Here is a 21,309-nt window from a genome sequence, read left to right on the forward strand (position 1 = left end):
TCCCATGTTTCCACTGTTATAGAGTTCACAATGCGTCTATCAATTATACGCCATACTGCGTTTCACTGTTTCCTGACGTTAGCACTCACTTTGTTTTCGTTATTCGTGCACGCGAAAACGACGGATACCGGATGGCTTACGAATCCGCAACACCCGCCAGTACAAACGCGTCTGGTGCTTACCGGGCAGCAAGATCGTCTAGCAAAAACCGTAACGGGATATCTTGATGTCAAACTCAGTGGCGATTGGAAAACCTATTGGCGTTCGCCGGGTGAGGGTGGCATCGCACCTTCCATTGATTGGGAAAAATCACAAAACCTAACTAAAGTCGATTGGCAGTGGCCTTATCCGAAAAAGTACGAGCTACTTGGTGTCGAGACGTTAGGTTACAAAGGTGATACCGTTTTCCCGATGACGTTCCATGTTGAAGACATGAGCAAACCAGTGGTGATTGATGCGACCCTGACGTTGTCTTCGTGTACAACGATCTGTGTATTGACGGATTACCACATTCAGCTGTCTTTCTTGCCTTCCGACTTACAAGTTGATGAAGGTGTGATGTTCACCTACGCGCAAGCGGTCAGCAGTGTGCCTCAAGCGTCGCCATTTGTTGAAGTGACAGAAGCAAACTGGGATGCAAACCAATCTAAGCTGCAAATTAAACTGACCAACTCACAAGGTTGGCAAAAACCAGAAGTGTTGGTTGATGGCGTCGATGAAGCAACCAGCGATTACAGCTTCAAATTAGAAGGGCAGCATCAAAAGGGCAATACGCTTACCGTAAACTACCTAGTGAATACTTGGTTGGGTGATGTAGAGCTGGATAACCAATCGATTTACGTCTCAATCAAAGACAATAACTTGCTGGCACAAGAAACCGCGCAAGCAAAAACAGGAGTGATTACTGAAGCTTTGCCAAGTACCTCACTGGTGAACATATTCTTGTTCGCGCTATTAGGCGGTTTGATTTTGAATATCATGCCTTGCGTTTTGCCAGTTCTGGGCATGAAGCTAAGCAGCATTGTGGCGGCGCAGGGGGTGGAACGTCGTCAAATTCGCACGCAATTCATTGCTTCTTCGTTAGGTATTCTGACCTCGTTCTGGTTATTGGCTGGCTTTATCTTAGTGCTGAAACTGACAGGTAACGCTATCGGATGGGGTATGCAATTTCAAAGCCCATGGTTCTTAGGCTTAATGCTGTTGGTAACCGGACTGTTTGGTGTCAACATGCTTGGCTTGTTTGAAATTCGCCTGTCTTCAGGTACGAATACTTGGTTAGCTTCGAAAGGCGATAACTCGCTATTTGGACATTACGTGCAAGGTATGTTCGCGACTCTGCTAGCAACGCCTTGTTCAGCACCTTTCCTTGGAACTGCTGTTGCGTTTGCGCTGGGTGCAGACGTGGTGACTCTGTTTGCTATCTTCACTGCATTGGCATTAGGCATGGCGCTACCTTGGATCTTAGTGGCTATTTTCCCTGGCATTGCATTGAAACTGCCAAAACCAGGTCAATGGATGAATGTCGTAAAAATCGTATTCGGCATCATGATGTTGGCAACCAGTGTGTGGTTGTTATCACTGATGACAAACCATCTGCCAGTATTTTGGGTGATCTTAATTGGCTTGGTCGCGTTTATTCTTATCATGGCGCGAGTTAAGCGTATTTATGGCAATAAAGCGCTAGCAATTTCCGGCACGGTTTCGTTGATTCTGATTGCTGGTGGTCTGGTACTCGGCAGCGTGACAGCCAATCACTGGGCAACGCCATTACCACAAGATTTGGCTTGGGAAAAACTGTTAAATGAAGCGATTGCAGACCACGTGAAGAATGGCCGTGTGGTGTTCGTCGATGTCACCGCAGACTGGTGTGTGACTTGTAAAGCCAACAAGATCGGCGTGATCTGGCAAGATCCGGTTTACTCACTGTTGCAAAGCCCTAATGTCGCGACACTGAAAGGCGATTGGACACACCCGAACGGTTCCGTCACCGACTTCTTACGTGCGCATGGTCGCTTTGGCGTGCCATTTAATATCGTTTATGGTCCGGCAGCACCCGAGGGGATTCCTCTGCCAGTGATTCTGACTGACGATGTTGTGGTGAAAGCCATCGAACAAGCGAGCGGAGGCACGATTAAGTGAACACAGTAAAAAAACGCAAATCGCTGAAATACTGGCTTAGTCAAGCGTTGCAAATGGTGACCGTGATTTCGGTCGCCATGGATTGGTACCGCACCAAAGACATCCCTAAAGAGCAAGCGCCGCCTCTGAGTGCGATCATGGCCGATGGCGAGTTTGTCGATGTGATTGCCAAAAGTCATGAAGAACCAGTGGTTGTGTACTTTTGGGCAACGTGGTGTCCGGCGTGTAAGTTTGTTAGCCCAAGCGTGAGTTGGTTAAGCGATTACTATGAAGTGCTTGCAGTATCCGGCGCATCCGGACCGGAAGCGCGCGTACAAAAGTTCATGCAGGTGAAAGACTACCAGTTCGACAACATCAACGATCCGAAAAGCAGCATTATGCAAGAATGGAGCATCAGCGTGACGCCGACTCTCTATGTATTAAAAGATGGAAAGGTAAGCTCAATCACCACAGGTGTTACGACACCAATGGGCATTTTAGCAAGGATCTGGATGGCTTAAACTAATGCGTAGCACGTCGACTTTTTTCACGCTTTTACAATAACATAGGTGTGTAGGTGAGTATGGCGTGCTACATTCGAAATCTGGATGTAGACAATAAACAAGGACCGTTTTTGAAGACACAAGATCTTAGTGAGTTCGCATCGGGCATGGAATACGATGCACAGTATGATAAACATTACGAAGATGCTATCGCTCTGATACAAAAGCACATTACCACGATGGGTGCTCGAAGTTTGTTGGATGTGTGTTGTGGCACGGGTATTGTCACGATACCTGTCGCCAAGAAACTCGATAATGCTGTCGGCATTGATATTGCCGAGGGGATGTTAAAACAAGCCAAACATAAAGCGCAGGGGTTAGAGAACCTTTCTTTTTTGCAACAGGATGCCACTCAATTCTTTCACGATAAACGCTTTGATATGACGATCATGACGGGCAACGCTTTCCAAGCTTTCCTCTCCGATGAGACGTTAGCTGGTGTCCTTAATTCGATTTCTAATCACCTTAACAAAGGTGGTCGTTTCATCTTTGATACCCGTTTACCAACGCCCGATAACTTAGAAATTGATGCTGAAATGTCGCTGTGGCAGGCCTATGAATTGCCCGAAAAAGGCGAAGTGAAGTACATGGGGATGAGCGAACGTTATGACGCTGAAAGTGCAATCCTTTATTTGAAGAAAAAACGTCACTACCCAGATGGTTCAACAACACATTCAAGCATTGATTTGAAGTACCGAAAGTTAAGTGAGATAGAAGCATTTCTTGCCCAGGCGGGTTTACGTGTTACCAAAAAATACAGCTCATGGGCAGAAGGGGAGTTTACTACTAACTCAAACAATCTTATCTGTGTCGCAGAGAAGCTTTGATTTATAGGGGGCGTTTAATGAAAGGATATCGCATCAGTACCGCCTTTGCAGAGATGGATCTGGATTGCATCCATCAGTTCATTTCACAGAGCTATTGGGCGAAAGGTGTACCGAGAGACATGCTAGACAAAGCGGTGCGAAACTCCTTTTGTTTCGGTGTGTTCACAGAGTCTAATCAACAAGTCGCGTTTGCTCGCCTTATTACTGACAAAGCCACCTTCGCTTATCTCGCCGATGTTTTCGTGCTCCCAGATTACCGTGGGCAAGGCATAAGTAAGTGGTTAATTTCTGAAATTGTGGCCCATCCAGAGCTTCAAGGTTTGCGCAGGATGATGCTTGCGACGCGTGACGCTCATGGCCTGTATGAACAGTACGGCTTTAAGCCTATCGAGCCCGTCGAGAACTTTATGCAGATATGGCAACCAGACGTGTATCAAAAATGATTTTGAATGGCACAAAATGAATGATCATTTGGTTCACAAACGGTGCTTTGCGTGGGTGGGGAATACGCAGGGCCAATTCGGTGAAAAAATGAAATAGTGATAAATTTAGTTTCTTCTATACTCATATCAATGGATTACGTTCCTTAAAAGGATAGAAATGTTTACGTTTAATCAACTGGCGGGTGTAGCGGTTTTACCCTTAATAATCGTGTCTCAAACCTTGGCCAGCGAGAGCCGCTTTTCCGCACATAGCGACAATTATTTACTCCCGTTTTATACCGAGTCGAAAGTCAACCAGAAGCGCTTTGCACCGCTAAACCCTAATGGTCATGCCGCAAAGGACGTATTTATCCAATTTCAAATAAGTATGAAATACAAGCTATTGTCTTTTGGCGATCATGGCTTGTTTGCTGCTTACACACAGCGTTCGAACTGGGAAGCGTATGATGACTCTGCCTACTTTCGGGATGACCAATACAACCCTGACCTTTTTTACCGTTGGAACGTTAACCCATGGCAACTTTCATTCGGTTTTGAACATCAGTCTAATGGCGCTGGCGGCACGGACGAAGTAAGCTGGAACCGCGCTTATCTCGACACCAAATGGGATTTCGATACAGGCTTTGTGCGCGTTAAGCCGTGGATAGATGTGGGTAATAAAGACTACAACCCAGACATTGTCGACTATCTTGGTTACGGTGAGTTGGATCTAGGCTGGCTTCCAGTCAATGACAATGAAGTAAAGCTCACCGTCGCGAACTTGTTTACTAAAGATTGGCAATACGGTTTCTACCGACTCTCTTGGGACTTCCCTGTTTATCAGGGCTTGCGGGGTTACATGAAAGCGGAGACTGGTTATGGCCTGACGATATCAAATTATGATTTTGATGAAAGTGCCTTTGGAGCGGGGTTTGCGTTTGATTTCTAGTCGCGGAGAAAAGAGAAGTATGAGTCGACGATGAAAGAGATCGCGGTGCTGACTCAAGAAACAAGCGCCACTTTTTTTATATTGTACGTTGATAAATGCTTGGATGAAAATCCAGCAGCCTGTTTTGGTAAGGGTTACCCCAACGCAGTGAGCGAGCGGAAGCAATAAAGCATTTTTCTGCGAAAGTAGGGGAGCCTTGGATAACTTTTTACACGGCGAGAGAAATGGAAGGCTTGCTTTATCGATATGGTTTTTCGTTAAAAGAGAATAAAACATTAGCAGAGTTAAACTTATCGCCTGCGTAGATGGGCTTACAGGCTTCCCAGAGGCGATTGCTATCGAAGCCGTCCATCGTCACTTCCGTAAACTGACCAAAACTAAGGGTGGGTTTCCAAATGAAAATAGCTTGCTCAAGCCGCTTTATGCTAGGATATTAAACGTATCTAAGAAATGGACAATGCCAATCCAGAACTGAAATATGACATTGTCTCAACTGGCGATTCACTTTGAGGGGCGCTTGGATGAAGTCTTAGATATCTAACTAAAATTAGCAGACACAGAAGCCTGAACGCCCTCGTTTATAAACCTCGACTGAGTTGGCACTTCTATTTTTGCGCGTCCAAATTTAAGATGGTAATCGCGTTGGCAACGCTCGTTGCTAGAATATCAATTGCTCCGGTACGAAGAGCTCCAACAATCGATAATGGCTTACTGCTTTCTGCGGCTATGGCGATAACCTGAGGGATCTTCTGGTAATCGGAAATGGTTAAGCCAATGACACGATTACTCATTTTTGTGTCCTGAACTTCCCCTTTGATGTCGTAGAAATCATAACCGCCAACTTCCCCTACAACGCCTTGCTGAATACGGGCCTCAACCATTTCTTGTACTGAGAACCATCCTAGGTTGACCATATAGCTACTTTCGTTCAAATCACCGATACCAACCAATGCGACATCAGCTTTACGAGCAATGTCCATGGTTTGCTGTACCGTTTCATCCTCTAGTAGTGCGCTACGTAACTGAGGGTTACGGATATACGCTGGCGCATACAGTGTCTCACTAACCCCGCCAAAGGTCTTAGCGAAGCGACGCGAAATATGGTCGGCATTGAGGATACCGCCTCGTGGGTGAATCCCGCCGATACTTGACACAAAGGTACACTTTTTAGGGTTCACAATACCGGTATGTTCCGATACCGCAGACACATTTCGTCCTTGGCCAACCGACACGACCATGCCGTCTTTGAGAGTCGCGGATAGGTATGTCGATACCACTCCGGCGAGTAGTGACCGCTGTTCGTCTTCGGTTGGTTGGTCCAGAGCGATCAGTGCACGCTTAAGGCCAAAACGCTCTTTAAGCTGTTCTTCCAGCTTGGCACCAAATACAGGGTGGTACTTGACCTTAATTTCGACAATACCTTGGTCTCTTGCGCGTTTTAATAAGCGGCCAATTTTGACGCGAGATAAACCAAATCGTTTTGAAATCTCTTCCTGAGTGGCACCGTCTTGGTAATACGCAACCGAGATTTCGGTGAGTAGGTTAGTCTCTTCGGCCTGTTCAATATTATTCAGTTCCATGTTGTTCCTTGTGAAATGGCTGCTTAATGCGGCTCTTGTTTATATCGCGGCTGACTCAAGTTCATTATCTAGCAGGCGTGAATCATGAGTGGATTTGAACATTCTAATCTTTTTTGACTTGCCTTGTACAAGTAGAGTCTCGGTAGTTAGTGATAGGCCCTGCTTATGAACACCGTTAAGTACGTCGCCCCTAGTGATTCCGGTTGCCGCAAGTACGGCAAGCGCATTGGATTGTCCCATGGCTGTCATGCGCGTACCTTCAATAGGGTCTACTGCGATATCAATCTCAACACCACCTAGCCCGAGTTGCTCACCTATATATAGCATTGGCGCTTCATCGATTTCTCTCTCGCCAATCACAATGGTTGCTTCGACCTGAGTTCAATTCAGTTGTAAGCGCATTGCTTTTACAGCAGCGGCGTCTGCTTTTTCTTTGTCTCCTCTACCAAGCCATTGGTAGCCAGCTAAAGCGGCATTCTCGGTTACTTGTGCGAGAGCGAAGCCTAGCTCATTCATGGTACAGGTCCTTATCAAAGTATTTATGGATGTTCATTTGTTCAGATTACTAGACATGTGCTCATTATGCAAAACAAACGAACACGATATAGCCAGTTCAAAGGTTAATTGTTATGTGCGCATTGGTTTAGTGAATGCTTGCTGAGTGTTTCATAGTTAAAATTAGATTTAAGGCTCTACTTATGATGCTATTTAGATAGAACTTTATTGAGTTATATTGTTGTTTTTATTGACCTTAATCATTTTTATGTAAAATTGACTGTTACGGTTCACATAATTATAAATTTAAATATCCAGCGCTATGGCGATCACGCAGTTGTTATCAAGGTGTAACTAATTAGTGATCAAAATCCCACTTGGTAAATGTTGATATGTTATTTGTCTGTGTAATGGTCCAATATCATTTGTAACTTTCGTGGTCATATGAACAGGAGGAAACATGATAGCAATAGGTTGTGATGATGCGGCGATTGAGTTGAAAGAGTGCCTGAAATCGCACTTGGCTTCGAAAGGTATTGAATTTGTTGATTATGGAATCGATCCACAAAATGCAGAGCTTTACCCAGACATAGCAAAGACAGTCAGTGTTGCTGTCAGAGAAGGTAAACATCAACGCGGAATTATTCTCTGTGGTACGGGGATTGGTGTCTCAATAGTTGCGAACAAAGTACCGGGCATTCGAGCTGCTCTTTGCCACGATACTTTTTCAGCAGAGCGAGCGCGTAAAAGTAACGATGCTCAAATTATCACAATGGGAGCGCGAGTCATCGGTCATGAGTTAGCTAAGTCGATTTTGGATACTTGGTTGGATTCTGAGTTTTCTGATGGTCCATCTACTGAAAAGTTAAATAGAATCAAGGAGATAGAGAGAGAGTTTATTAGTTAATTTAGATTCAATGTTTAATGGAATAACGTGGAAATAAAAATGAAAAATACCAAACTAACGCTTACTGCACTTGCAATCACAACCCTACTATCGACTAACGCATTTGCAGAAGACCTGAAAGTGGCAACCAGTGCTCAAGTCGGCTCACTCCAGTACAACACAACTCAATACTTCACCGAAGTTGCGAACGAAGAGTTTAAGAAACAAGGCATCGATTACAACCTGAAGTTCTTCGGTGCAGCTCAATTAGGTAAAGACAAAGATGTTCAACAAAAACTGAAATTGGGCACAGTGGATTTGGCGCTACTAACGTCAACACTGCCAACTCACGTATCAGAAATGGCACTGTTTGAACTGCCATTCCTCGTGTCTGACCGTGAACACGTTGCCAAAATTGAGCAAGACGTATTCTGGCCATACATTGCGCCTGCAGCTGAGAAGAAAGGCTACAAAGTCATTGGCTTTTGGGAAAATGGCTTCCGCAACATTACTAACGCGAAACGCCCAATCAATACACCAGAAGATTTGCAAGGCTTGAAAGTTCGTACGCCAAACAGCTCATGGCGCGTGAAAATGTTCAAAAACTGGGGGGCTAACCCAACGCCAATGAGTTTTAGTGAAGTATTCATTGGTCTACAAACTGGTGTTATCGATGGGCAAGAAAACCCATACACCAACATTTACGCGGCAAAATTGCATGAAGTACAGGATTACCTAAGTGTGACAAACCACGTGTACACGCCAGCGTACCTCACTGCGGGAGCACGCCACTATGGTAAGTTCCCTGATGATGTTCGTGCAATCTTAGAAAGCTCTGCGAAGCAAGCGCAGCAATGGGGCTATCAACAAGCAACAAAACTTGAGAACGAGCTAAAAGATAAGCTGGTTGCGGGTGGTATGAAGCTTAACGTTGCAAACCGCGATGCCTTTGTTAGCGCAAGTCAGCCAATCTACGACGACTTCGTGAAAAACGTAAACAACGGCAAGGTGATGTTAGACAAGGTTCTGGCGGCAAGTAACTAAGGTAAAACGCCCTAACGTTTATCTCTAAGTACTGCGCTGGAAAGCGCAGTCTAGCTGTCACTTGTTACGAGGGCTTACGATGTCTTTTTTAGCTAGCATAAATACAATTTCAAATATTCTAGAAAAAGTGCTGATCACGATTTCGATGACGATTCTCATCGCATTAAGCACCATTATTATTGTCGCTGTTTTTTCACGGTTTAGCGGCGCTTCTCTTCATTGGTACGACGAAGTGTCGGCCATTCTTTTAGCTTGGTTGACCTTCTATGGCTCGGCTTTGTGTGCGTTAAAGCGCACGCATATGGGCTTTGGTGGGTTGGTGGCTAATATGCCGCTGGGTATGCGCAAAGCCATTTTCCTATTGAGTGAATTCATCGTCATTGCGTTCTTTGCAGTGATTGCTTGGGCCAGCTACTACATCTTACAAATCTTCGGTGACGAGACGCTAACCAGTCTAGATTTTATCCCTTTAGCCTTTGCGCAATCAGCACTACCAATTGGTGCGGTGCTGTTCATTGTGGCGCAATTGTGTTCTTTCCCTAAAGCATGGGCATGGGTTCGCCTAGGTTCAAACCAAGAAAACGAAGAGATCAGAGAAGCCATTAAGGATGCGAAAAAAGATATGGCTAAAGCCATGGAGGCTGTGAAATGAGCGCGCTAGTTGTACTATTTTGTTTAATTGGCTTGGTAATGATCAACGTTCCAATTGGTATAGCGATTGGCGCTGTAGCTCTGATTGGTATGGTAGCGACATCGGGCATCGATGCGATCTATAACGCGGCATTGGCGATGTTTGAAGGTGGCTCTAAATTTACCCTGCTGTCTATTCCATTGTTTGTTTTTGCTGGCGCATTGATGAATACCGGTGGTATCTCGCTGCGTTTGATTAATTTTGTTAACGCGATTGTGGGTTTTGTCCGCGGTGGCCTTTCAATGGTTAACGTTGGGGTATCGATGGTCTTCGCTGAGATCTCGGGTTCCGCGGTAGCCGACGTTGCAGCGCTAGGCTCGATCTTGATTCCTGCAATGAAAAAACGAGGTTACTCGGGTAGTTTCTCTGCGGCAGTCACGTCTTCTTCAGCCTCACTCGCGGTTATCATCCCACCTTCTCTACCTATGATTATTTACGGCGCGATGGCGGACGTATCGATCTCGCAGCTATTCGTCGCTGGCATAATTTCTGGCCTACTGGGTGCGGCGGGTATGTTTGCGGTATGTTACTACTACGCAGTGAAATACGATTTACCTCGTGAAGAGTCGTTCAGCTTACGTAAGTTGTGGGTGGCATTTAAAGATGCGTTTTGGGCACTGACTCTGCCGTTCGCCATTCTAGGCGGGATTCTTTCTGGCTTTATGACCGCCACAGAAGCTGCGGGTATTGCAGTACTACTTGCGATTGTTATCAGTGTTTTCATCTACCGTGAAATGAACCTAAAGCTGTTTTACAAAGCGATGATGGAAGGCGTTACGGGTACCTCAGTAGTGATGCTATTGGTGGCGACTTCAGCGGTGCTTGGTTTGTTCCTAACTGAGCAAGAAGTACCACAAGCAATGGCTGCAGGCATTCTTAGCATCTCCGAAAACAAATACGTTGTGCTGATGATGCTGAACCTAATGCTACTGGTTGTTGGCGTGTTCCTACATGGTGCGGCAGCGATCATCTTAACGGTGCCAATTGTATTACCGCTGATTCATGAGTTGGGGATCGACCCAATCCACTTCGGCATAATGCTTGCGCTTAATATCTCGATTGGTCAGCAGACGCCTCCGGTTGCGAGTGTGCTGATCACCGCATGTTCGATAGCGAAGCGTGACATTTGGCAAGTAACTAAAGTGAACATTCTATTTATTGGTGTTCTGTTCGCAGTGTTAATGCTTGCGACCTACGTTCCAGCACTGTCTGTTGGCTTTGTAGACTACATGTATAAATAACTTCAAGGATTTGAAAAATGACTAAACCTACTATTGCTCTTGTACTTGGCGACCCTTCAGGTATCGGTCCTGAAGTGGCAGTAAAAGTATTGGCTGAGGAAGCAAACCGCCAACAAGCAAACATTCTGATCATTGCCGATGAGTATGAACTGCGCAAAGGCATGGACATCGCGCAAGTGTCATTTGATTACGATGTGGTCGACAACTTTGAACAAGCAGATTTCCAGTCGGGTAAGCCTGTATTGCTGAGCTTCTCAAGCTCTCACGCGGATGCAATTGAATACGGCCAAGCCACGCCGCAAGGTGGTACCTATGTACTGGAAACACTGAAAATTGCTGTTGACCTAACGTTAGCGCACAAAACACATGGTATCTGCTTCGCACCATTGAACAAGCAAGCGATGAACATGGCAGGGCTAGCACATCGTGATGAACTGTCATGGTTTGCAGAACTGACGGACTTCCACGGTTTTGGCTGTGAAGTGAATGTGGTCGATGACATTTGGGCTGGACGCGTGACTTCGCATATTCCATTCAAGAATGTGGTGGAAAATCTCACGGTAGATTCTGTGCTAGAAACCATCGAGTTGATGAACACAACCTTGAAGTCTGCTGGTTTTGAGCAGCCTCGTATTGCGGTGCAAGCACTTAACCCGCACGGCGGTGAAGGTGGCCTGTTTGGTGATGAAGAAATCACGGTAATCACACCAGCGATTGAGAAAGCTAAGCAGAAGGGCATCCAAGCGTTCGGACCTTTCCCAGGTGATACCACGATGTGGGTGGTGGAGAAAGAGAGCATGAACTCAATCGTATCCATGTATCACGATCAAGGTGCAACCGCACTGAAGATGATGGGCTTCGATCGTGGTGTGACCGTTCAAGGAGGGATCCCAATTCCGATTGCAACGGCAAACCATGGCAGCGCATTTGATATCTACGGCAAGAATGTCGCGTCGACACCAGCGATGGAAAATGCACTCAAGCTGACGGTCCGTATGGCATCTAGCTACCAAGTTAACAATCAGTAGTAGGGCAGGGAAGAATATGAGAAAGCCAAAAAAATTAATTAATGACCCTATGAATGTTGCTCAGGAGCAGTTCGATGGTTTGCTCTCGGCAATGAATGGAAAATTGGAAGCATTACCGGGGATTACCGCGGCGATGCGCACAGATTTTCCATCAGACAAAGTGGCGATTGTCACCGGTGGTGGTGCAGGGCACGAGCCTTTATTTGCGGGTTATGTTGGCCGAGGCTTAGCGGATGCAGCGGCACTCGGCGATATCTTTGCAGCGCCTGCGCCTAACGTGATTTTACAAACTACTGAAGCGGTCAATAACGGTAAAGGTGTGATTTACATTTATGGTAATTACGCTGGCGATAATATGAATTTCGATATCGCGGCCGAGCTTGCGGATGATGATGACATCAAAACTCACACCATTCGTGTTTGGGATGATGTGGCTTCAGCACCGTTAGACAAAATTCAAGAGCGCCGTGGCACCGCAGGAGATTTGTATGTGCTGAAGATCGCAGGCGCGGCTTCTGAGCAATACAATGACTTCGACAAGATTGTAGCGGTGACAGAGCGTGCTCGTGATAACACTCGCTCCATTGGTGTTGCGCTATCGGCAGGTTCGATTCCACAAACCAATACCTTCAACTTTGAACTGCCACACGACGAGTTAGAAATCGGCATGGGCTTGCATGGTGAACCGGGTGTATCACGCGAAAAAATGACGTCGGCAGATGAAGTCGTGGATCGCTTGATAGACCAACTGTGTGATGATCTGCCTTACCAATCAGGTGACGAGGTCTGTTTGCTAGTAAATAACCTTGGCGCTTCGACTTATATGGAGCTGCTGATTGCTAACCGTCGTGCCCACGTCAAGTTGACCGAGCGCGGCATCAAAGTACATAACACCTTGGTCGGTAACTACTGTACCTCACAAGAGATGTCAGGTTACTCGATCACTCTTATGAAGCTCGATGACGAACTAAAAACATTATTTGACCTACCTTGTGAATCATTTGCGTTGAGGAAATAAAGATGGATGCATTAACAGCGAAAAACATGATGGCTTATGTTGCTCAAAAGATGGTTGCAAGTGAGTCAGTATTAACCAAATACGACCAAGCGATTGGTGATGGTGACCACGGTATTGGTATGGAGCGCGGCTTCAAAGCGGTTGCAGAGCTTTTAGACAGTGATTATCAGCCGGAAGATGTCAGCAAATTACTGTTGAAAATCGGCTCGACGATGATGGCGACCATGGGCGGTGCTTCCGGTGCGATTTTCGGTACTCTATTTCGCAGCGGTGCGAAGTCAATTAAAGGTGCAACAGAGCTGGATACGGCTACGTTATCTACGTTCCTAGCAGGCGGCTTACAAGGGGTTTATGATCGCGGTGGTGCTAATCCGGGTGATAAAACCATGATCGATGCATTAGTGGCTGCGGTCGAGAAATCAGAACAACTTTCTGGTCCATTAACCGACACGCTGCCGGCTATTGCTCAAGCAGCGGAGCAAGGTGTGGAAGCAACCAAAGACATGATTGCAACTACAGGTAAAGCAAAAACACTGGGCGAGCGTTCGCTAGGCCATCCAGATCCCGGTGCGATGTCGATGGCGTTTATTCTGCAGTACATGAATGAATATGCGACTGAGCAGGTTACCGCATGAAGAAGATTTGGATCGGTACTAGCTGGAAAATGAACAAAAATACGCAAACAGCCGAAGCTTGGGCTTCTGCTGTCTTGCCTTCATTGAAGCATTGTTCGAGTCGCATTCAACCTTTCGTTATCCCACCTTTCCCTTACCTACAAATGGTGTCCAATTTGTTCAGCGAACAGCCAATTCGAGTCGGTGTGCAGAACATTTGTTGGCAGGATGACGGCGCATACACGGGGGAAGTGTCTCCTCTGATGGCGAAAGACTGCGGTGCCACGATTGTCGAGATTGGTCACTCTGAGCGTCGTGCCATGTTTGGTGAAACCGACGAAACGGTCAATTTGAAAGTGCATGCTGCATTGCGTCATGGCTTAACACCATTGGTGTGCGTTGGTGATACCGCGCAAGAGAAACAGTGGGACGTATCGGCTGAAACTGTCATTCGACAAGTGAAAATTGCATTGTATGACGTTCCCGTTGAGTCGTTAACGCGGGTCGTGATTGCTTATGAACCCGTTTGGGCGATAGGTGAACATGGCGTGCCGGCAACTAAAGAAGAAGCGCAAACCATCCACCAAGCGATTCGCTCAGCGCTGGCAGAGCTATATGGTGAAGACGTCTCTCAAAGCATGCTTCTGCTGTATGGCGGTAGCGTGAATTTGTCCAATGCTGGTGGCTTAATCGAACAGCCGGATATCGATGGTGTGTTTGTTGGCCGAACTGCATGGGAAGCAGACGGTTACTCAGAGTTACTGAGTATCGCTGAACGCAGCTGCGGTTAGGGTCGGGCATGGAGCAAGCTACGTTAATGACCTGGATCATTCTTGGCCTTGGGTGTGCCAAGTTGATTGCTGGGATTTCCAAACCCAGAGTGGATTGGGTTAGAAGCTTTGCCTTTACTTATCTTGCGCCGTGCTTGTTTTTTTCATCGGTATATCGAACGGATCTACAAAATCTTCCATCATTGTCGGTATTTGCCACTTACATTTTGTGTTTTGGCGCTGTTTTCTGGGGAGTGAAAACTTGGCTCATCACGCAGGGCAATCACACGGTGGCTTCGTCCAATATCAAAGCTGTCGCGGCTTTATACCCTAACGCTGTTGGGGTGGGGGGGCCGCTAGTGCTTGCGCTTTATGGCCCTAAAGCCACTTTAGTGTTGATGGGTGTGATCGTGACGAACCTGCTATTGGTTTTGCCACTGGTTAATATCTTAATGATTCGCTCGGGGGAGCAGGGGTTTTATAGCTACCGTAAGGTGGCAACTGATCCGATCCTATTGGCCATCGTGCTTGGGCTATTACTTAACGAGTGGGATGTTGAGCTTCCGGCCCTTTTCATTGATGGTTTATCCAAGATTGGTGCTGCCGCTATACCGATTATTTTATTCATCTTAGGCGCGAGCTTGAGCTTTTATTCTCTTCGCTCGTTGATTAAAGAAAAAATAGGCCTATTGCTGGCAATCAAGATTTTTCTATTTCCACTGTTTATCTTGTTATGCGCACAGTATGTGTTTTATCTCTCGGTTATCGAAATTCAAGTGTTGGTTATTTTGGCCAGTCTGCCGACGGGATTGAATGTCTACTTGCTATCCGAGCGCTACCAAGTCGCCAAAGAAGCCACCGCGGGAGTGATCCTATTTACCACCGGTTTTTCGCTTATCTCTTTGTTGGGTTGGGAAGTCTTGTTGCAGCAGTGGGTGGTTTAAATAATGAATTGCTAAAAGGTTGGACACTATGAATGTATTAGAAAGACTAGCCATCAATACGGCTATTTTTGACGGGCATGACCTTAAAACATCGTTAAAAACGATTGAAAGCTTGGGTGTAAACCAAGTTGAGTTCGCATTCAATCAGGGCTACGTCGGTAGTTTAGACAGCGATATGTTCTCTGAAAACCATGCCCAATATTTGTTGTCTCTGCTAGAGAAAGAACAATTGACCACACAAGCTTTAGGCTGCACGATGAACTTAGCGTCTCCGTCAGCGATTGAAGACTTTATGATGCGTATCGATTTCGCCCATGCGCTGGGTGTTACCTATTTAAATACCTGTACTGGTCCCATTGCCGATCGCCACATCATTGTCGAAAATCTCAAAATATTGGCTGAATATGCCAAGGATAAAGGCTGTGTCATCTGTATCGAAAATGGCGGCGACCATAACTTCAACGCGTTTGCGAGCGCGCATGATGGAGTAAGAATTCTGTCTGAAGTAGACAATTCGGCGCTAGCTCTGAATTTTGATCCCGGTAACTCAGTGTCATTAGTACCGAATTTAAGTCCGAGTGAAGAAGCACAGATCGCACTGCCGTTTTGCCGTCATTTCCATGTTAAAGACGTCCAAGTGCATGACGACAAGTTCACCTTTCCTGTGCTGGGCGAAGGAGTGATTAACTATCAGCCGATTATGCAGTCTTTGGCGTCACGACAAATCCCTTTTAGCATTGAAAAACCTTTACGTATGTATCGTCGCAAGGACTCCTTTCCTATCCGAGGGCGCTCACCAGAAAGTATGGAGACCATTACCTCGGTACTGAGCCAATGCATTAAACACATTAACACTATCACTGACTAAGCGAGCGGTCGTATGCCAATTAGTACAATTGAAGAAATTATTGAAGATTACCGCCAAGGTAAAATGGTCATCCTAATGGATGATGAAGATCGTGAAAACGAAGGCGACATCATGATGGCGGCGCAGCATGTGACCGCACAAGATATCAACTTTATGGCTACTCATGGTCGAGGTTTGATTTGTTTAACTTTGACTAAGCAACGTTGTGAATCGCTCAACCTGTTCCCGATGGTATCTAACCCAACGGAACCCTGGGCCACAGCCTTTACCATTTCTATCGAAGCGGCTCAAGGAGTGACAACGGGCATTTCAGCAGAAGACCGAGCTATTACTGTCCAAGCTGCAGTCGCACAAGGAGCTAAGCATACTGATTTGGTAACCCCTGGTCACATCTTCCCACTAGCGGCGAAAGAGGGCGGAGTACTCGTTCGTGCTGGCCATACTGAAGCAGGCTGTGATTTAGCGAAGCTTGCCGGGGTTGAACCAGCATCGGTGATCGTAGAGATCCTTAATGAAGATGGCACGATGGCAAGGCGCCCTCAACTGGAGGTATTTGCGGAAAATCATGGCATTAAACTCGGCACTATTGCGGATTTGATTGAATACCGCAATGCAACAGAAACCACCATTGAGCGTATTGCTGAGTGCAAACTACCCACTGAGTTTGGTGAGTTCTCTATGACCACGTATCGCGACACAGTAGATAACCAAGTGCATTATGCATTGAGTAAAGGCGACGTAAATGGCGAACCGACCAATGTACGAGTGCATTTGCAAGATACCTTCAATGATGTGCTGTTTTCGACTCGTGACAGTAAGCAAAGTTGGCCATTGAACAAATCAATGCAAAAGATTGGTGCTGATGGCGGTGTATTGGTGATATTAGGCCAACAAGAATCGTGTGAATCGACTATTGCACGTGTAAAGCATTATCAAGCGCTCGACACTGGAGTGAGCGTTAAGCCGAATAAGAAAGATCGAACGTCACGCCAAGTCGGTGTCGGTTCGCAGATATTGGCTGATCTTGGGGTCAGTAAGATGAACTTACTTTCTTCGTGCGATAAGAAGTATCATGCTTTGTCTGGATTTGGCCTAGAAGTGGTAAGTTATATCGAGCCATAAGGTATATGATTCATAGTGTAGTGGCTGACAAAACTTGACCACTCGATTAGTGGTATGTGCCATACGTCAGTTAATTCATGATTGGCTAATTTAGAAATGTATTTAACAAGCTTTTGTCCAGTTGTGATTGAGATGACACTGCAACTAGCGTGTTAAGTGTTAGACTTAAACGATTCTTGGAGGGACGTTTATGTCTAGATATGCTGCAATTAAGGGGATTACGAAACTACGTGGATCTGACTTACGAGGTCTGAGTAAACTTGTCCATCAGCTCACCCTTGATATTACTGAGGTGACAGAAGGTGTTCACCAAGCGGTTTATACTACCTTGGGCATGCCTCATGGCACCTCGTCACGTAAGTGTTGTGGGCTAACGGGCAGCATATACAGACTGATCTATGGTACAACGAATATAGTCGGTAGCGGGGTTGATAAGCTTTTTGCTTATAACGAAACACGGATTAAATCTATTGATAGTCGTGACGCATACGATCCCCAACGATTGGCAACCTTATCTTTTTTAAATGGGATCATAGGTGATCGCTTTGTCGCTGATGGTAATCCTCTGGCATTGCCGATGACCATTTTTTACGGCAAACAGCCACTAGATGCCACCAACGTTTCTGCTGTGGATCTCCCCACTAATAAAGTGCTACTCATGGTTCACGGTCTGTGCTCTAGTCCACTTCACTGGGAAGGACTGGCTCAACAGCAGAGTCATAGTGAAGCACTTGTATCCGCTCATGGCTATACCCCCCTCCACCTGCACTACAACAGTGGCTTGCATGTCTCACAAAATGGTCAGGCACTGGCCGTGCAGTTAGAACAAGTTGTACATCAATGGCCAGTGACAATAGAAGATTTAACCTTTATCGGGCATAGCATGGGTGGTTTAGTGATACGCAGTGCATTGTATTATGCCGAAAAGCTCGGCTTGAGTTGGCACAAGAGCGTTAAGCACGCATTCTTTTTGGGTACCCCCCATAAGGGAGCGCCACTAGAGCGTGCAGGCAACACACTTGCTGCTATGCTGGAACGTGTTCCTTACACCGTTGCATTCTCAAAGCTCACTCGGTTACGCAGTGCTGGTGTGACCGATCTTCGCTATGGTTATATCCGTGATGATGATTGGCAGTCGAGCTGTCGTTTTACTGCGCCAGTTGAGCGACCGCAAGTTATCGCATTACCGACGTATATACGAACCTATGCGGTGGGGTCAATAATTCAAAAAGCACATAACTATATCGCTGATCATTTAGTCGGTGATGGACTCGTACCTTTGACAAGTGCGTTAGGGGAGAATACCAACTCATCGCGAGCCTTGCGATTTACGCAGACCGAAACTTTTCAAAATATCCACCACATGGAACTGCTTAATCACCCCCTTGTTACCAGGCAATTATTGTCTTGGCTTGATACATCGTTTGCGTGAGTGGGATTTTGTGGATCAAGAAATGAAACGAGTGAAGGTTTTATCAACCGCCCACCGATTTGGTTGACTTACCATTATTCAATAACGAGTTTCTATGGCTTGGTGATAATGGTGAGCACCAAGGGATTCTGTCTTACTCTAACTACCAAGCGACTTTGTCATTACGCTAACTAACGAGCTGAACGATAATTCACATTTGATCAAACTATAAAAGCGAAGAGCTTACGATAAACATATCCGCTATTAAGTCGATCAAAATTTATTGTTCTCCGATATCTATTGTGGGAGAGTAATAAAGTCTGATACTAAAAAGGCAGCGAAGATTCGATCTCGCTGCCTTTTTGTTGTTTGCTCTTAGCGCATTTATGCCCCAAAGTAGCTTAGATCAAATACTCATTCATATCATGTTAACGTGGTTTTGGATTAGTTTTTTATAACTTTAACATTGCTCTTTGCTATCTATCTTAAAAGTAACAAAGTGTTAAGATAACAATGGCACCATATGCATACCCGAAGTATTATTTCCTTATCTTTTATTTTCAAATCTCAAAAATACAATGGCGCAAAGTGACATAACACCTCCTAATTATCCTATTACACTACGCCATAGATTTTTTTAATCAGGAGTGATAATGCTTCAATCAGCATTCGAAAATTTACCCCCGCTACCATTTCTAGTGATTTCTGCACTACTAGTTGTGGTGCTTTTTGTCTTTATTGCTCGACTGAAATCCACAAAGCGAGAACTCGAAGATTCCAAGCAAGAAACCGCAAAGGCTTCTCAAGCTCTTGCTGACTACGAGAAGAAATATTCTGGCATCATTAACGTGGATAAAGAGATCGAGGTTCGAGACCAAGCATCCAAATTACGCCAAGATGAAGCTAATGCAGTTTTTCTCGAGGTCACAAATGATATTGAGCAGCTCAAGTCGAGTTACAAAGAGAAGAAAGGCATATATGACTCACTCATCCATCAAATAGGCATTTATGATGATGACGTTGAGTTGCTGGAGCTAGGTTTCTATGAACCACACTTTGACTTTGACACCGCAGAGCAATTTAAAGAGAAAATCCGCGAGTGCAAAGAGCGTCAAAAAGACCTTCTTCGTCTGAAGGATGCTTCTGGAGCTATTTACTGCACTACTGAGTGGACGGTAGGTAACTCAAAAGTCGAAGGCAAGAAGATGACTGAACGAGGCATTAGGCTCACAGCTCGGGCATTCAATAATGAATGTGAAGCCGCCATCGCCAACTGTACATGGAAAAATGCCACCAAGATGGAGGAGCGAATCAATAAGGCCTTTGAAGCAATTAATAAGCTGAATGAGTCCAATATGATTATCATTTCAAATAAGTATCTACAATTTAAAATTGAGGAACTTCGCCTGACTCACGAGCACAAAGAGAAGAAACAACGAGAGAAAGAAGAGCAGGCTGAAATTAAGGCTCAAATGCGTGAAGAAGCGAAGGTTGAAGCTGAGATCAAGAAAGCTGAACAAGAAGCCATCAGAGAAGAAGCTCGCTTTTCTAAAGCTCTTGTGACCGCCAGAAAACAGCTTGAATCAGCGAATGATGAAACCCGCAGTAAACTGGAAGAGCAGATCGCACAGCTACAGGCTGATCTTGAAGCCGCAGAACAAAAACATCAACGAGCACAGAGCATGGCAGAGCAAACCAAGCAAGGTCACGTTTATGTTATTAGTAATATTGGCTCGTTTGGGGAAAATGTTTATAAAATTGGTATGACCCGTCGACTTGAACCAATGGATAGGGTGAAGGAGTTGGGTGACGCTTCCGTACCATTCAGTTTTGATGTTCACGCAATGATTCACACCAATGACGCCCCTTCTCTTGAGAAAGAGTTGCACCGTATATTCGATAATAATCGTCTGAACATGGTGAATCGTCGTAAAGAGTTTTTCCAAGTAGACCTGTCTGACATCAAGGAAGCTGTTAAAAATTTCGATATTGATGATGTTGAATTCATTGAAACTTCTGTAGCACAGGACTTCAATGAAACTAAAGCAATGCGTAAGCAAGCTGAGTTAAAAGAAGCAATGGAGCTTGGTGCTATCACAGATATAACTAAGACAAAGCAACCTGAATTTGCCGAGTGCATTTAAAGATATAGGGTCATAGTAGAATATTTGGTGTCGGTATCATTGAGCTAGCTAATACAGTTAGCTCAGTTCTGCCCCGTTCTTTGCGTGATTCGCTCGCAACCCCACTAGTACGTGTACTTTTTGACATATTTTATTTACTAAAGCTTTCAACTTACAGATATCCTTCATTTATTGTGTACTTGAAGTTCTTAAAAGGTAATCCGACTCCGTACGCCACTTCCTATCCAGCGTATTCAGACGGACAGAGGGCGAGAGTTCTTTGCTGAGAAAGTCTAGAAGCAACTCATGATTTATGGGCTCAAGTTTCGCTCAAATAAGCCAGGCTCTCCTCATTTGAATGGCAAAGTGGAACGTTCGCAGAAAACAGATAAAAGAGAGTTCTATCCGACCATAAATGTCCCCGTGGGGCTGGAAGATCTAGATCTGCTACTAGCTGAATGGCGACACTACTACAACTGGGAACGGTGTCAACGCCAGTTTAAATTTGATCCACTTATCGACGTTATCGCCGAAGTAAAACTGACCCACCCACGTTATTAACTCTTGTTTCCAGATAGACTTTCTAGAACCGCTG

General features: G+C 45.4%; 20 protein-coding genes and 3 pseudogenes. 21 read left to right on the top strand and 2 right to left on the bottom strand.

Annotated features, from left to right (window positions below; genetic code table 11):
* The first annotated feature begins 30 nt into the window (after positions 1 to 30).
* The 7 genes and pseudogenes from AK965_RS10515 to AK965_RS10540 form a co-directional block, all read left to right on the top strand.
* Positions 31 to 2,139, top strand: coding sequence for a protein-disulfide reductase DsbD (locus AK965_RS10515; protein ID WP_099079566.1), 2,109 nt, complete (start codon positions 31 to 33; stop codon positions 2,137 to 2,139).
* Positions 2,136 to 2,639: a protein disulfide oxidoreductase gene (locus AK965_RS10520; protein ID WP_099079567.1), complete on the top strand. Its 504-nt coding sequence runs from the start codon at positions 2,136 to 2,138 to the stop codon at positions 2,637 to 2,639. The genes AK965_RS10515 and AK965_RS10520 overlap by 4 nt, the downstream gene beginning before the upstream one ends.
* Positions 2,640 to 2,752: 113 nt before the next feature.
* Positions 2,753 to 3,508 carry a class I SAM-dependent methyltransferase gene (locus tag AK965_RS10525; RefSeq protein ID WP_172438124.1) on the top strand — a complete coding sequence of 252 codons (756 nt, stop codon included), beginning with the start codon at positions 2,753 to 2,755 and terminating at the stop codon, positions 3,506 to 3,508.
* Between the two features lie 17 nt (positions 3,509 to 3,525).
* The gene (locus tag AK965_RS10530; RefSeq protein WP_099079568.1) at positions 3,526 to 3,951 is read left to right on the top strand and encodes a GNAT family N-acetyltransferase; all 426 of its coding nucleotides are present in this window, start codon (positions 3,526 to 3,528) and stop codon (positions 3,949 to 3,951) included.
* A 157-nt stretch (positions 3,952 to 4,108) separates the two neighbouring features.
* A complete protein-coding gene (locus AK965_RS10535) occupies positions 4,109 to 4,879 on the top strand; it encodes a phospholipase A (protein ID WP_099079569.1) in 771 nt (256 codons plus the stop codon).
* Between the two features lie 30 nt (positions 4,880 to 4,909).
* Entirely contained in the window at positions 4,910 to 5,047 is a 138-nt protein-coding gene (locus AK965_RS20440) for a hypothetical protein (RefSeq protein ID WP_172438125.1), read from the top strand.
* 166 nt (positions 5,048 to 5,213) lie between these two features.
* Positions 5,214 to 5,420: pseudogene (locus AK965_RS10540) on the top strand (IS256 family transposase); the annotation flags it as partial.
* A gap of 64 nt (positions 5,421 to 5,484) precedes the next feature.
* On the opposite strand, the gene AK965_RS10545 reads toward AK965_RS10540, so the two are convergent.
* Both AK965_RS10545 and AK965_RS10550 read right to left on the bottom strand, forming a co-directional pair.
* Positions 5,485 to 6,459, bottom strand: coding sequence for a sugar-binding transcriptional regulator (locus tag AK965_RS10545; RefSeq protein ID WP_099079570.1), 975 nt, complete (start codon positions 6,457 to 6,459; stop codon positions 5,485 to 5,487).
* A 39-nt stretch (positions 6,460 to 6,498) separates the two neighbouring features.
* Positions 6,499 to 6,975 (bottom strand): annotated as a pseudogene (locus AK965_RS10550) (fructose-bisphosphatase class II).
* A gap of 439 nt (positions 6,976 to 7,414) precedes the next feature.
* On the opposite strand from AK965_RS10550, the gene rpiB reads away from it, so the two are divergent.
* From rpiB to AK965_RS10620, 14 genes and pseudogenes are all read left to right on the top strand, one after another.
* Positions 7,415 to 7,861 (top strand): ribose 5-phosphate isomerase B, encoded by a 447-nt coding sequence (gene rpiB / locus AK965_RS10555; protein ID WP_099079571.1) that lies wholly within the window; start codon positions 7,415 to 7,417, stop codon positions 7,859 to 7,861.
* 39 nt (positions 7,862 to 7,900) lie between these two features.
* Positions 7,901 to 8,884, top strand: a complete 984-nt coding sequence (locus AK965_RS10560) for a TRAP transporter substrate-binding protein (RefSeq protein WP_099079572.1) — start codon at positions 7,901 to 7,903, stop codon at positions 8,882 to 8,884.
* A 79-nt stretch (positions 8,885 to 8,963) separates the two neighbouring features.
* Positions 8,964 to 9,536: a TRAP transporter small permease gene (locus AK965_RS10565; RefSeq protein WP_099079573.1), complete on the top strand. Its 573-nt coding sequence runs from the start codon at positions 8,964 to 8,966 to the stop codon at positions 9,534 to 9,536.
* Entirely contained in the window at positions 9,533 to 10,816 is a 1,284-nt protein-coding gene (locus tag AK965_RS10570; protein WP_099079574.1) for a TRAP transporter large permease, read from the top strand. The genes AK965_RS10565 and AK965_RS10570 overlap by 4 nt, the downstream gene beginning before the upstream one ends.
* A 17-nt stretch (positions 10,817 to 10,833) precedes the next feature.
* Positions 10,834 to 11,844 (top strand): 4-hydroxythreonine-4-phosphate dehydrogenase PdxA, encoded by a 1,011-nt coding sequence (locus AK965_RS10575; RefSeq protein ID WP_099079575.1) that lies wholly within the window; start codon positions 10,834 to 10,836, stop codon positions 11,842 to 11,844.
* 16 nt (positions 11,845 to 11,860) lie between these two features.
* A complete protein-coding gene (locus tag AK965_RS10580) occupies positions 11,861 to 12,862 on the top strand; it encodes a dihydroxyacetone kinase subunit DhaK (RefSeq protein ID WP_099079576.1) in 1,002 nt (333 codons plus the stop codon).
* A gap of 2 nt (positions 12,863 to 12,864) precedes the next feature.
* Complete coding sequence (gene dhaL / locus AK965_RS10585; protein WP_099079577.1) at positions 12,865 to 13,497, top strand: dihydroxyacetone kinase subunit DhaL; 633 nt, start codon at positions 12,865 to 12,867, stop codon at positions 13,495 to 13,497.
* Positions 13,494 to 14,267, top strand: a complete 774-nt coding sequence (locus AK965_RS10590) for a triose-phosphate isomerase (protein ID WP_099079578.1) — start codon at positions 13,494 to 13,496, stop codon at positions 14,265 to 14,267. The genes dhaL and AK965_RS10590 overlap by 4 nt, the downstream gene beginning before the upstream one ends.
* Positions 14,268 to 14,293: 26 nt before the next feature.
* Positions 14,294 to 15,190: an AEC family transporter gene (locus tag AK965_RS10595; protein WP_253252686.1), complete on the top strand. Its 897-nt coding sequence runs from the start codon at positions 14,294 to 14,296 to the stop codon at positions 15,188 to 15,190.
* 28 nt (positions 15,191 to 15,218) lie between these two features.
* Positions 15,219 to 16,058 carry a sugar phosphate isomerase/epimerase gene (locus AK965_RS10600; RefSeq protein ID WP_099079580.1) on the top strand — a complete coding sequence of 280 codons (840 nt, stop codon included), beginning with the start codon at positions 15,219 to 15,221 and terminating at the stop codon, positions 16,056 to 16,058.
* 12 nt (positions 16,059 to 16,070) lie between these two features.
* Positions 16,071 to 17,180: a 3,4-dihydroxy-2-butanone-4-phosphate synthase gene (ribB, locus tag AK965_RS10605; protein WP_099079581.1), complete on the top strand. Its 1,110-nt coding sequence runs from the start codon at positions 16,071 to 16,073 to the stop codon at positions 17,178 to 17,180.
* 190 nt (positions 17,181 to 17,370) lie between these two features.
* On the top strand, positions 17,371 to 18,612 hold the full coding sequence (locus tag AK965_RS10610; RefSeq protein WP_099079582.1) for a triacylglycerol lipase: 1,242 nt from the start codon (positions 17,371 to 17,373) through the stop codon (positions 18,610 to 18,612).
* Between the two features lie 632 nt (positions 18,613 to 19,244).
* Entirely contained in the window at positions 19,245 to 20,735 is a 1,491-nt protein-coding gene (locus AK965_RS10615) for a DUF4041 domain-containing protein (RefSeq protein WP_099079583.1), read from the top strand.
* A gap of 219 nt (positions 20,736 to 20,954) precedes the next feature.
* Positions 20,955 to 21,200: pseudogene (locus AK965_RS10620) on the top strand (integrase core domain-containing protein); the annotation flags it as partial.
* Positions 21,201 to 21,309 lie beyond the last annotated feature (109 nt).

The sequence above is a fragment of the Vibrio sp. PID17_43 genome (assembly GCF_002608565.1).
In the GTDB taxonomy this organism is placed as follows: domain Bacteria; phylum Pseudomonadota; class Gammaproteobacteria; order Enterobacterales; family Vibrionaceae; genus Vibrio.

What these genes read in the sequence shown, in the direction of transcription:
- AK965_RS10615 (WP_099079583.1), top strand. Translation starts at nt 19,245, where the DNA reads ATGCTTCAATCAGCATTCGAAAATTTACCCCCGCTACCATTTCTAGTG.
- AK965_RS10565 (WP_099079573.1), top strand. Translation starts at nt 8,964, where the DNA reads ATGTCTTTTTTAGCTAGCATAAATACAATTTCAAATATTCTAGAAAAA.
- rpiB (WP_099079571.1), top strand. Translation starts at nt 7,415, where the DNA reads ATGATAGCAATAGGTTGTGATGATGCGGCGATTGAGTTGAAAGAGTGC.
- AK965_RS10600 (WP_099079580.1), top strand. Translation starts at nt 15,219, where the DNA reads ATGAATGTATTAGAAAGACTAGCCATCAATACGGCTATTTTTGACGGG.
- AK965_RS10570 (WP_099079574.1), top strand. Translation starts at nt 9,533, where the DNA reads ATGAGCGCGCTAGTTGTACTATTTTGTTTAATTGGCTTGGTAATGATC.
- AK965_RS10580 (WP_099079576.1), top strand. Translation starts at nt 11,861, where the DNA reads ATGAGAAAGCCAAAAAAATTAATTAATGACCCTATGAATGTTGCTCAG.
- dhaL (WP_099079577.1), top strand. Translation starts at nt 12,865, where the DNA reads ATGGATGCATTAACAGCGAAAAACATGATGGCTTATGTTGCTCAAAAG.
- AK965_RS10535 (WP_099079569.1), top strand. Translation starts at nt 4,109, where the DNA reads ATGTTTACGTTTAATCAACTGGCGGGTGTAGCGGTTTTACCCTTAATA.
- AK965_RS10610 (WP_099079582.1), top strand. Translation starts at nt 17,371, where the DNA reads ATGTCTAGATATGCTGCAATTAAGGGGATTACGAAACTACGTGGATCT.
- AK965_RS10515 (WP_099079566.1), top strand. Translation starts at nt 31, where the DNA reads ATGCGTCTATCAATTATACGCCATACTGCGTTTCACTGTTTCCTGACG.
- AK965_RS10595 (WP_253252686.1), top strand. Translation starts at nt 14,294, where the DNA reads ATGACCTGGATCATTCTTGGCCTTGGGTGTGCCAAGTTGATTGCTGGG.
- AK965_RS10590 (WP_099079578.1), top strand. Translation starts at nt 13,494, where the DNA reads ATGAAGAAGATTTGGATCGGTACTAGCTGGAAAATGAACAAAAATACG.
- AK965_RS10545 (WP_099079570.1), bottom strand. Translation starts at nt 6,459, where the DNA reads ATGGAACTGAATAATATTGAACAGGCCGAAGAGACTAACCTACTCACC.
- AK965_RS10530 (WP_099079568.1), top strand. Translation starts at nt 3,526, where the DNA reads ATGAAAGGATATCGCATCAGTACCGCCTTTGCAGAGATGGATCTGGAT.
- AK965_RS20440 (WP_172438125.1), top strand. Translation starts at nt 4,910, where the DNA reads ATGAAAGAGATCGCGGTGCTGACTCAAGAAACAAGCGCCACTTTTTTT.
- ribB (WP_099079581.1), top strand. Translation starts at nt 16,071, where the DNA reads ATGCCAATTAGTACAATTGAAGAAATTATTGAAGATTACCGCCAAGGT.
- AK965_RS10560 (WP_099079572.1), top strand. Translation starts at nt 7,901, where the DNA reads ATGAAAAATACCAAACTAACGCTTACTGCACTTGCAATCACAACCCTA.
- AK965_RS10575 (WP_099079575.1), top strand. Translation starts at nt 10,834, where the DNA reads ATGACTAAACCTACTATTGCTCTTGTACTTGGCGACCCTTCAGGTATC.